The sequence below is a fragment of the Marinobacter sp. Hex_13 genome, from assembly GCF_001566815.1.
Taxonomy (GTDB): Bacteria; Pseudomonadota; Gammaproteobacteria; order Pseudomonadales; family Oleiphilaceae; genus Marinobacter; species Marinobacter salarius.
Genome location: NZ_LSMM01000011.1, coordinates 1 through 11,352 on the forward strand (window position 1 = coordinate 1; position 11,352 = coordinate 11,352).

Below are 11,352 nucleotides of genomic sequence, written 5' to 3' on the forward strand. Positions count from 1 at the left end.
ACCTTCGATCCGATTACCAACGGCCACCTGGACCTGGTGGAACGGGCCGCCAAAATGTTCGATGAAGTCGTGGTAGGCATCGCCGCCAGCGAAAAGAAGGGCCCTCTGTTTACACTGGAAGAGCGCGTGGATCTGACCCAGCGAGTGCTATCGCACCTGCCTAACGTAAGGGTCACCGGCTTTTCCAAGCTGTTGGCTCATTTTTGCCGGGAAGAGGGCGGCAACATCCTGCTGCGGGGCCTGCGCGCAGTGAGTGACTTTGAATACGAGTTCCAGCTGGCCAACATGAACCGGCAGCTGGCGCCAGAGCTGGAGACCGTGTTCCTGACGCCAGCGGAGCACCTGTCCTTTATTTCCAGCTCCCTGATTCGAGAAATCGCACTGCTGGACGGCGATGTGAACAACTTTGTACCGCCGCTAGTCGCCGAAGCGCTGGAAGAAAAGCGCAAGGCGCGGCAGAAATAAGAGCAGCTACAAGCGACTAGCTTCGAGCTGCGAAATGATCAAAGGCGCGTGCACTTTCAGCCTACGGTCCGCCTGCCCGCGCTGGAGCGCGGCAATGGCCTGCCATCTTACGGTTTTACTCGCAGCTCGAAGCTAGTCGCTCGCCGCTGCTCTAACAACAAAGCCGGACACCACACCCAACACCGGCACTCAAGGAGAACGCCATGCGCTACCTGATCCCGTTACTGCTGCTGCTCACCCTCACCGCCCAAGCGGCCGGACCGGGCAAGAACGCGGTGGCCAGCGCTCACCCGCTGGCTACAGAAGCCGGGCTCAACATTCTCGAGCAGGGCGGGAACGCCTTCGATGCAGCCGTGGCCGTGGCCGCTGCGCTGGCAGTGGTCGAACCCTATTCTGCCGGCATGGGCGGCGGCGGCTTCTGGCTGCTGCACCGGGAACAAGACGGTCTGCAGACGTTTGTGGACGCCCGCGAAACCGCCCCCGGTGCCGCCACGGCCACCATGTATCAGGACAAGGATGGCGAGGTGATGCGCGACTGGGCGGTAAACGGCCCCAGTGCCGCCGGCATTCCCGGCCAGGCTGCCGCCTTCGCCCATCTCGCCGACAAGTACGGCAAGTTACCGCTCACCTCGACCCTGGCTCCGGCCATTGCGCTGGCCGAAGACGGCTTCCGCGTCGAGGATCATTACCGCAAGCTGGCCGGTTACCGCGAAGACGTGCTCAACCGCTTCCCGGAAGCCGCTGCCATCTTCCTGCATAACGGCAAGGTGCCCCCCAACAACCACCTGATCAAGCAACCGGATCTGGCCAGGGTACTCAGCGCCATCGCCACACAGGGCAAGGCCGGCTTCTATCAGGGCGACGTGGCCAAACAGCTGGTCAACGGCGTCCAGCAAGCCGGCGGCATCTGGACCCTGGGCGATCTGGCCGACTACACCGTGGTAGAACGCTCGCCCACCATTAGCCAGTTCCGCGAGGGACGGATCATCTCCGCACCCCCGCCGTCCGCCGGCGGTATCGTCATGGGCCAGGCGCTGAATATCCTCAGCCAGTTCAACGCCGGTGACACCAAAGACATGACCCCGCATCTGGCCATCGAAGCCATGCGCCGCGCCTACCAGGACCGCGCGCGATACCTGGGCGACCCGGACTTTGTGGATATACCTGTGGATAAGCTGTTGAGTACCGACTACGCCAAACAGCGCGCCAACAGCATCACCTTGGACAAGGCCACCCCCAGCAGCAGCCTGGGCGAGCCCATCGGCGTGGAAGAGGGCTTCCACACCACCCATTTTTCGGTACTGGATAAAGACGGCAACCGGGTTGCCGCTACGCTAAGCATCAACCTGCCATTCGGCAGCGGCTTTGTCGCGCCTGGCACCGGGGTACTGCTCAACAACGAAATGGACGACTTCTCCGCCAAACCCGGCAGCCCCAACGCCTACGGCCTGGTGGGCAGCGAGGCCAACGCCATCGCCCCGGGCAAGCGCCCCCTGTCATCCATGACCCCCACCTTCGTGGAATTCGACGACCGCGTCGCCATTCTTGGCACCCCCGGCGGCAGCCGCATCATCTCCATGGTGATGCTGGGGGTCATTGAAGCCGCCAACGACAAACCAGTGGAAGACTGGGTTAACCGTGTGCGCTTCCACCACCAGTTTCTGCCTGATGAAGTGCAGGCCGAACCGGAATTCGTCGGCAGCCAGGCCGCCAAGGACCTGATGCTGATGGGCCACAAGGTGGTCTCCACCGGCCGCAACTACGGCAACATGCAGGCCATTCTGTGGCGCAAGGGCAGTGGCAAGAACAGCGGCGAAGTCACCGCCGCCAGCGACCCGCGTGGTATTGGCAGTGCTGAGGTCCGGGCACCACAAACATTGCCGGCAACCGGTACGGAATAACCATTCGCCCGCGCCAATAGACGGCAAAGGGCTGCCCGCAAGTGCAAAGTAATCGCCCTGAATAACGGCGAAGAACGGTTCGTCGCTGTTGCCCAAGGCACCATCAGCAAAGTGGACACAAAGAATTAACTCGCCCCGGCACAGTACAACCCCTGCTATCGGATGGATGATCGCGTGCAACCCGACGTCATACTACAACCGCTGCATCAGGACCTGGCTGCTGCCCTGTTTGCACTCACCGATCGCCATCGCCGCTTCCTGCGCGAATGGCTGCCCTGGCTGGATCAGGTGCGCACCGTCGATGACTCCCGGCACTTTATTGAAAGCGCAGAAAGAATGGCCACATCCAATAGCGCCCCCACCTTTGCCATTATTCATGCAGGCACCCTTTGCGGCGTTACCGGGTTCCACAGTGTTAACAAGGCGCACTGCACCGGATCCGTCGGTTACTGGCTCGGGCAGGACCACACCGGCCAGGGCATTGCCACAGCTGCCGTCCGACAGCTCATTACTATCGGTTTCACGGAATGTGGCCTTAACCGGATCGAGATTCGCTGTGCCGTCAACAACCGGCAAAGCCGGGCTCTGCCGGAACGATTAGGCTTTATCCATGAAGGCACGCTCAGGCAATCGGAAAGGCTTTATGGCCGATTCCTGGACCAGGCGCTCTACGCACTGCTCGCATCTGACAGCCATGCAAGCGACTCAGGTTCTGGCAAATGACAACACCCATCGTGCTGACCGGGGGACCCGGCGCTGGCAAGACCGCGGTCATCGAGCATATTGCCAGCCTTGGTTTTCACTGCTCCGAGGAAGTCGGCCGCCGGGTGATTCAATCGCAGGTTGAACAGGGCGGCAAGGCCGTTCCCTGGCTGGACAAGGTCGCCTTTCGTGACCAAATGCTGTCGGCTGAGCTAACCCAGCATGCCCATTTTGCAGGCCATAAGGCGGCGGCCTTTCTTGACCGGGGGCTGGTCGATATCTATGGCTACTCCCTCCTTGAAAGTCTCCCTGTTCCCACATCCTTGATTGAAGCCTGTGAAAAGCATCGATACCACAACCCTGTCTTCCTCTTCCCTCCCTGGGACGCTATCTTTACCAACGACAAGGAACGCAAACAGTCGTTTGCTGAAGCCGTCGCTACCTTTGAAATCATGCAGACCGCCTATCGGCATTTCGGCTACACACTGGTTGAAGTCCCCAGAGCCCCGGTTAACGACCGGGCCGCGTTTATACTGGATATTGTGATTCCCTGAGTCTCTTTTCCTGCCGAGCTGGAATGCCTTATGCGATCTCTGTTGAACACTTCCTTTCCGCTGATCCAGGCGCCCATGGCCGGCGTGCAAGACTGGCGCCTGGCTGCCGCCGTCTGTGCTGCCGGCGGCCTGGGGTCCGTGCCCGCCGGGATGCTGGATGCCGCTGGTCTCGAGCAACAGCTGGCGCCATTGAGCGCCGCTACCAACAGCCCCTGGAACGTGAATTTTTTCTGCCACGATTCCCCGGCGCCCAACCCGGAAGGCGAACAACGCTGGATAGACACCCTGCGCCCTTACTATGACGAGTTCGACGCCGATCCGTCAGCGATTCCCGAAGGCCCTTCGCGCAAGCCGTTTGATGCCGACTGCGCCGAAGTGCTGGCACGCTTCTCACCGGCGGTGGTGAGCTTTCATTACGGCCTGCCAGAGCCCAGCTTGCTGGACCGGGTAAAAGCCACCGGCGCCACCGTGCTGTCCAGCGCTACCACGGTAGACGAAGCTCTCTGGCTGGAAGCACAAGGCGCCGATGCAGTGATCGCCCAGGGACTGGAAGCGGGTGGGCACCGGGGCCATTTTCTCAGCGATGACCTGAGCCTCCAGCAGGGCACCTTCAGCCTGTTGCCACAGATCGCCAACGCGGTATCGATTCCGGTGATTGCTGCCGGCGGCATTGCCTGCCCGGCCGGCGTACGGGCGGCCATGGGGCTGGGCGCCGCCGCGGTACAGGTGGGAACGGCCTACCTGCTGTGCCCGGAAGCCACCACCAAGGCCGTGCACCGGCAATGGCTGACCAGTGAACAGGCTGCACACACCGCCCTGACCACGATCTTTTCCGGCCGGCCCGCCCGGGGCATGGTCAACCGACTGATGCGCGAACTGGGCAGCTTCCCGGACGCGGCACCGGCATTCCCGCTGGCGGGCAACGCCATCGGGCCATTACGCGCCGCCGCAGAAGCACAGGGTAGTGGAGACTGTTCGCCACTGTGGGCCGGGCAGAATGCCAGCGGCTGCCGTGAGGACAGCGCCACGTTGGTGACCGCCTGGTTGGCTGAAGGGTTCTGATGACCGCAAGCCCGATCGGGTACAGCTGCCGAGGGCTGCGCTATGGCCCAAATTAACCTTGCGGGCAAACGGCCAGCCGTCAAAATCAACACCCTGTTTACTGCCGCCCAGGCAGTGTCACTCTTTCCCGGCGGCTTGCCGGGCCCCAGTGGGAGCAACCGCCATGCAACGCATCGAGATTTCCAAGACGTTTCCGTTCTCCGTGGACAAGCTGTTCGACTTTCTCAGCGACCACGAAAACCTGGAGCTGATTTTTGCCCCGGCCAAGATCAAGCGTATCAAGGATGGCCAGGACAGCCCCAACGGCGTGGGTTCCACCCGGAAAATGCAGATTCTTATCGCGCCGCCGTTCGAAGAAACCGTCACCAAGGTGGTCCCCAACGAGCGCATCGAATACACCATCACCAAGGGCAGCCCGCTGAAGCACCATAAAGGCATCATGCGCTTTTCCGAAGCAACCAATGGTGGCAGCCAGCTGGACTACACCATCGAGTTTGAAGGCAAGCTGCCATTGATCGGCCCGATCATCAAAGCCGGCCTGGGCCAGGGTATTCGCCGGGGCCTGAACAAGCTGAAGTTGTAATCGTCTCGTGTAGGTCAGATTAGCCTGAAAGGCGTAATCCGACATTAACCGTGGTGCAGCGTCAGACTGTCCGGTTACGCCGCTTCGCGGCTAAGCCGACCTACAATCGTTTCTAAAAACCAGACATAAAAAAACGCCGACGCCCTTGCTTGTGCAGACGTCGGCGTTAAACGGTTGCGCTTTTTTGCTGCCTCAGGGCGGGTTAGCCGTAGGCGTCCCCCACCCAGCCTTCTCAAAATTTATAGTCGAACCGCACATTGGCACTACGCGGTGCACCGTAGAAAGCCTGACCCACATACAGCGAGTTATAGTATTTTTCGTCGGTCACGTTGTTCACGTTCAGCGTGGTGGTCAGATGCTTGGTCCAGTCATAGCTGGCCATCAGGTTCACCAGCGCATAGCTGTCCTGGGTGGTTTTCGGTACACCGCCGGTGCCGCCCCGGTAAATGCTGTCCTGCCAGCTGACCTGCACACCGGTTTTCAGTTTCTGCATAGCCGCAGGGCGGTAGGTCGTGGACAGGCGGAAGATTTCCCGCGGGGTATAGTTGCGGATTTCATCGCCATCCTGGTCTTCAATTTCCAGCCAGGTGTAGCCACCGGCCAGTTGCCAACCGGGCAGAATTTCACCGCTGATTTCCCCTTCATACCCGAAGCTTTCCACGTCCACGCCATCGTAGTAGGTGTCCGGCCCGATCATCCCGGCAGGGTCCGCCAGATTTTCCTGGTCGGTACGGAAAGCGATCAACGCGGTATAAATCCGGCCATCCTGCCATTCCGATTTCAGGCCCAGTTCCTGGGTTTCACCGGTCACCGGCTCCAACCGCTGGCCAGTAATATCTTCTTCGGTCTGCGGGTTGAAGATTTTGGTGTAGCTACCGTAGACCGAATGCACATCGGTCAGGTCGTAGATCAGGCCTACGTAGGGCACGGTTTCGCTGGCGCTGGCATCCTTGGTGGTGCCGTAGCCTTCCCCTTCGCTGGTCACGTCCACATAGCGGGCGCCGCCAATCAGGGTCAGCGGGTCGGCCAGGCTCAGGCGGGTCGCCAGGTAGGCACTGCGGTAGCGATCGTCCCACTTGCTGCCGTCAACAGAGGCATCAAAAAGCGGCTTGGGGTAACTGCCACCAAAGGCCTGATCCGGAGTCAGCGGTGTACCAATGCCCCGACCATAGTTTGAAGTTTCCTCAATACGGCCTTTCGCATAGTTCGCACCAACCACCATTTCGTGAACACGGCCGCCCACTTCAAACGGGCCACGGGCGTACAGGTCGAACACACGCTCGGTGACCTTGTCCTCATAGTAGCTGGGGTAGGCGAACAGGCCGGTGTCGTCCTTGTTCGGGGTGCCGTAGACGTAGAACAGTTCGGATTCACCTTCCATTTTGCGGTAGGTGTACACCGCATTGGCTTCCCAACCGTTATCGAAACGCTGCTGCAGTTCGGCAAATACGGATTCGGTGTTGCTGTCCCAGTACGCCCAGTCCGCCGCGGTGCTGGTTTCCACGTCGTAGTCGGTGGGCGAGCCATCGGCGTAGAACAGGGGCAGCGACCCCCACATGGGGCTGTCCGCGTTGCTGTTCTGGTAGCTGTAGCCGAGCGTGAACAGGGTGGTGTCGGTGAGGTCGGCCTCCACCACGCCGTAGAAGACGCCGCGCTCATTTTCGTAACGATCCAGGTAGGAATTGCGATCCTGATAGGCGCCAACCATGCGCCCACGCACCCGGCCGTTCTCGGTCAGGCTGCCGGAAGTGTCCACTTCCATGCGGCGGTTATCCCAGGAGCCGTAACTGGCAGAAAGCGTAGTGTGATTATCCAGGGTAGGGCGCTTGCGCACGTAGTTGACGGTGGCGGACGGGTTCCCCAACCCAGTCATCAACCCATTGGAACCGCGCACGATTTCCACCCGCTCAAACAGGCTGGTATCCACATCACCGTTGACGATTTCGTAGGGCAGCGGCATGCCCAGGCCATCGTACTGGTAGTTGGTGATTTCAAAACCCCGGGCGTTGTAATACACCCGGTCGGTTTCCACCTGATCCACCACCACACCCGGCGCGGCCGCCAGCGCTTCACTGACTGAGACGATCTGGAAATCATCCATCAGCGTCCGCGTTACGACCGACACCGACTGGGGCGTTTCCCGGCGGGTCAGCGCCAGGCCGGTGGGCGCACTCACCGGGGTTTTCGGTTCATAGCTTTCCGACGTATCGGCCAGGGTACCCTGGTTGCTTTCAGCGTTAACCGTCACTTCCGGAATTTCGTGGACACTGTTGTCGGTGTCAGTCTCCGCGGCGGTGGCGGCCAGCGGACACAGCAGCAGGGAGGCCGCCAGAGAGCGACTCAAAACGCGAGCAAAGATGATCATGGTTGTGCCTGTGGTTAATTCTGCGATCCCCCGGCCTTCGGAGCCTTGCCGCCAATAACGTCCCTTTCGTCAGCGCGGCAGACCGGAACCTGGGCCGGGATAATAATGCAGATGCAAACCATTCTCAATACTAATTACTGCATGCCTCCACTATGGCTTTCCCTCCGACAGCAACGACTGCAATTCCGCCCGGCCTTTGGCATTGGTTTCCACCAGCATGTCCACATCGGCACGGTGCTCAATCTGTTCCAGCAGCAGGCGCTCATCCAGCTCCCGGAAACTGCGCACCAGATCAATAGCCGTGGACTCGGGAACCCCCAGCTGCATCAGTGTCAGGCGGGCACTGAGCAAGGCGGATTCAAAGCTTTCGCGGATCACTTGCTCCACGCCCAGGGCATGCAGCTTGTACGCGTGATAACGATCCCGGGCACGGGCCACAATGGTCACGCTGGGGAAGTGATGGCGTACCAGCTCTGCGGCTTTCAGGGACGCGTCCACATCATCCACTGCCAGCACCAGCACCTTGGCATGCTCCAGCCCCGCGTTGTGCAGCAGATCCAGCCGGGTCACATCGCCGAAGTACACTTCATTGCCGTAGCGCCGCAGCATATCGATTTCGTCCGGGTCGGAATCCAGTGCGGTGAAAGGAATCTGTCGCCCTACCAGGATCCGGGCGGTGATCTGCCCGAAGCGCCCGAGCCCGGCAATCACCACCTGGGGATGGTGCGCAGGCATGCTTTCTTCTTCCAGGTCCTTGCGTGCCCCCTTGCTACTCGCCTTGGGCCACAGCATCGCCATTAGCTTCAGCAATAACGGCGTGCACGCCATGGACAATGCCACCACCAAATTGAGCTGCCCGGCAATGGCCGGGTCGAGCAGGTTCAATGTTTGTGCCTGGGTCAGCAGCACAAAAGCGAATTCGCCCCCCTGGCTGAGCAAAATGCCGAACATGAAGGTACTGCGCCACTCGCCACCACGCAGGCGGCTGATCACTATCAGCACCAACGCCTTCAGGCCCAGCAGCATCACCAGGAAGAGGGCAATGTTACCCGGGTGGTCCAGCAGCAAACGCAGGTCCATGGTCATGCCGATCGCCAGGAAAAACAGCCCCAGCAGCAGCCCCTTGAAAGGCTGAATGTCCGTTTCCAATTGTTCCCGGTAGGGCGAGTTGGCCAGCAGCACCCCCGCGACAAACGCACCCAGGCCCATGGACAGACCCAGATGCTCCATCAGCGCCGCAGACCCCAGCACCAACATCAGCGCACTGGCGGTCATCAACTCCCGGTTGCGCAGCTTGGCCAGCCAGCCCAGCCAGGGGTTCAGCGCATACTTGCCCGCCAGCACCATGGCCACCAGCGCCGCCAGGCCCGCCAGCAATTGCGGGCTGTCCTCCCCGGCCTGGGCGCCGGCGAGCACCGGCAACAGCAGCAGGATGGGAATCACCGCCAGATCCTGAAACAGCAAAATGGAAAACGCGGAGCGGCCCTGCGGGGTACCCAGCTGGTTGTTCTCCACCAGCATCTGCACCACAAAGGCCGTGGACGACAGCGCCAGCGTCGCGCCGATGGCCAGGCTCTGGTTGGTGCTGAAACCCACCAGCCAAAACCCGCCTGCCAGCAACAACGCGCTGAAGACCATCTGGCTGGCACCCAGCCCCACCAGGCGACGACGCTGGGCCCACAACTGCTGGGGCGCCAGTTCCAGGCCCACCAGAAACAGCATCAGTACCACACCCAGCTCGGCAAAATGCAGCACATCGTTACCGCCACTGACCAGGCCAAACCCCAACGGCCCGACTGCGATACCGGCCGCCAGGTAGCCGAGGATGCTGCCCAGCCCCAACCGCTGAAACAACGGCAACAACACCAGTGTTGCCCCCAGCAATACCAGCGCCTGTGAGAAAAATCCGTCCACACCGATCTCCTTTTTGTCTTGGCTCATGCTAGCGGATTTGCTTGGCCCGCGTTGTTAAAAAGCCGCCGGGCACGTTTGGCGGCAACAACGACTCGCAATGGGGCATATCGCGCAACATCTCGCACCATAATTGCCCGGCAGACCACAAAGCCTTAGTATGCGCGCTCTTTTTCTGCCCCCAATTAGTGCAATCCATGAGTAAGGAAAGTGATCAGCTCCGCCAGCAACTGATCGGCGGCCTGTTGCGTCAGCTGCACCTGGAAGCCATGAGCAAGCGTTTTAATCCGCGCGTGGTGCTGGCGCTGTTCAATCTGGTCAATGGCGGGCTGAGCATTGCGCTGATTGCCAGTGTGGCACTGGTGACCCAGCAGGCGTTTATCTTTCCCTCGCTGGGCGCCACGGCCTTCCTGCTGTTTCACCTGCCCCTGGCGGAAGCGGCCTCACCACGCAATGTGCTAAGCGGCCATCTGATTGGCGCCCTGTGTGGGTGGGCATCACTGTGGCTGTTCGGCCTGCACGATGCGCCGGCCGCCTTTATCAGCGGCGTTGAATGGTCACGGGTGGCCGCCGCCGGCCTGTCGCTGGGCCTGACCAGCGCCCTGATGATTCTGTTCCGGGTTGCCCACCCGCCTGCTGGCGCCACCGCGCTGATTGTGTCACTGGGATTGATGCACGAACTGCAACAACTGCCGGTGTTGCTCAGCGCGGTGGCCCTGCTGGTCGGCCAGGCCTTCGTAATCAACCGTCTGGCCGGCATCCCCTACCCACTATGGGCCCCCCGCCAGCCCGGCGTCTGATCAACGCATTCTGTAATGAGAATGATTCCCTTTTATGCTAGGCTGCGCCGCATTGTCAGCCTTGGTTGGATTTCCCATGCGCGCACTTCTGGTTCTGCTTCACCGCTGGTTCGGTCTTTTCATTGCCGTTTTCCTGATTATTGCCGGCCTGACCGGGGCATTGATCTCCTGGGACCACGAGCTGGACGAATGGCTCAACCCGCACCTGTTTGAAAGCCAGAGCCAGGGCGAACCGCTACCCATGCTGGAGCTGGTCCGCCATGTGGAAGACGCCGATCCAAGGGTACGCGCCAGCTTCTTTAACCTGGCAGCAGAACCCGGCCATAACGCGGAAATCTGGGTGGATGCCAAGGTGGATCCGGACACCGGGCGCCGCTACGCACTGAACTACGACCACGCCTTCGTGGATCCGGTCACCGGCGAGATTGTCGGCAAGCGCGAGTGGGGAAAAATCTCCCTGCACCCGGAACACCTGATGTCGTTCCTCTACAAGCTGCACTTCACCCTGCACCTGCCGGAGTGGAACGGCATCAACCGCTGGGGCGTCTGGTTGATGGGGGCCGCCGCCATGGTCTGGCTGTTCGATACCTTTATCGCCATGGCACTGACCCTGCCGCGCAAACGCCGCGTACAAAAGCCCGGCGGCAAGAGCTGGCTGCAACGCTGGAAACCGGCCTGGATGATTCGCCGTGGCGCGGGTGCCTACAAACTGAATTTCGATCTACACCGGGCCGTGGGGCTGTGGGTCTTCGGGCTGCTGCTGATGTTGGCCTTTACCTCTTTCTCCCTGAACCTGTACCGGGAAATTTTTTACCCGGTCATGTCCATGGTGTCCGAGACCACCCCGGGGCCGTTTGAAACACGCACACCCACCGCGCTGCATGATCCGGTAGAACCCCAGGTAAGCTGGCCTGAATTATTTGCAAAAGCCCGGACCGAAGCGGACAACCGCGGCTGGGAAGAGCCCATCGGCGATACCTTCTATAGCGACAATTTCGCAGTCTTCGGC

General features: G+C 60.7%; 10 protein-coding genes. 8 read left to right on the forward strand and 2 right to left on the reverse strand.

Going from position 1 to position 11,352, the window contains the following annotated elements; genetic code table 11:
* The 6 genes from coaD to AXW11_RS03500 form a co-directional block, all read left to right on the forward strand.
* Window positions 1-465: pantetheine-phosphate adenylyltransferase (coaD, locus tag AXW11_RS03475; protein WP_286791828.1), on the forward strand; the 465-nt coding region annotated here is incomplete at its 5' end.
* Between the two features lie 203 nt (window positions 466-668).
* Window positions 669-2,366, forward strand: a complete 1,698-nt coding sequence (ggt, locus tag AXW11_RS03480; RefSeq protein ID WP_286791829.1) for a gamma-glutamyltransferase — start codon at window positions 669-671, stop codon at window positions 2,364-2,366.
* 174 nt (window positions 2,367-2,540) lie between these two features.
* Window positions 2,541-3,089 carry a GNAT family N-acetyltransferase gene (locus tag AXW11_RS03485; RefSeq protein WP_286791830.1) on the forward strand — a complete coding sequence of 183 codons (549 nt, stop codon included), beginning with the start codon at window positions 2,541-2,543 and terminating at the stop codon, window positions 3,087-3,089.
* On the forward strand, window positions 3,086-3,622 hold the full coding sequence (locus AXW11_RS03490; protein ID WP_286791832.1) for an AAA family ATPase: 537 nt from the start codon (window positions 3,086-3,088) through the stop codon (window positions 3,620-3,622). The genes AXW11_RS03485 and AXW11_RS03490 overlap by 4 nt, the downstream gene beginning before the upstream one ends.
* A gap of 30 nt (window positions 3,623-3,652) precedes the next feature.
* On the forward strand, window positions 3,653-4,684 hold the full coding sequence (locus AXW11_RS03495) for an NAD(P)H-dependent flavin oxidoreductase (RefSeq protein ID WP_286791833.1): 1,032 nt from the start codon (window positions 3,653-3,655) through the stop codon (window positions 4,682-4,684).
* A gap of 163 nt (window positions 4,685-4,847) precedes the next feature.
* Entirely contained in the window at window positions 4,848-5,267 is a 420-nt protein-coding gene (locus tag AXW11_RS03500) for an SRPBCC family protein (protein ID WP_286791834.1), read from the forward strand.
* Window positions 5,268-5,499: 232 nt separating this feature from the next.
* Here the strand turns inward: AXW11_RS03500 and AXW11_RS03505 are convergent, their stop codons facing one another.
* Window positions 5,500-7,632 carry a TonB-dependent siderophore receptor gene (locus AXW11_RS03505; RefSeq protein ID WP_286791835.1) on the reverse strand — a complete coding sequence of 711 codons (2,133 nt, stop codon included), beginning with the start codon at window positions 7,630-7,632 and terminating at the stop codon, window positions 5,500-5,502.
* A gap of 150 nt (window positions 7,633-7,782) precedes the next feature.
* Window positions 7,783-9,573, reverse strand: a complete 1,791-nt coding sequence (locus AXW11_RS03510; RefSeq protein ID WP_286791837.1) for a monovalent cation:proton antiporter-2 (CPA2) family protein — start codon at window positions 9,571-9,573, stop codon at window positions 7,783-7,785.
* 167 nt (window positions 9,574-9,740) lie between these two features.
* Here AXW11_RS03510 and AXW11_RS03515 point away from each other — a divergent pair, with 167 nt between their 5' ends.
* Window positions 9,741-10,343, forward strand: a complete 603-nt coding sequence (locus tag AXW11_RS03515) for an HPP family protein (RefSeq protein WP_286791839.1) — start codon at window positions 9,741-9,743, stop codon at window positions 10,341-10,343.
* Between the two features lie 76 nt (window positions 10,344-10,419).
* Window positions 10,420-11,352 (forward strand): PepSY-associated TM helix domain-containing protein (locus tag AXW11_RS03520; protein ID WP_286791840.1); only part of this gene is annotated, 933 nt, incomplete at its 3' end.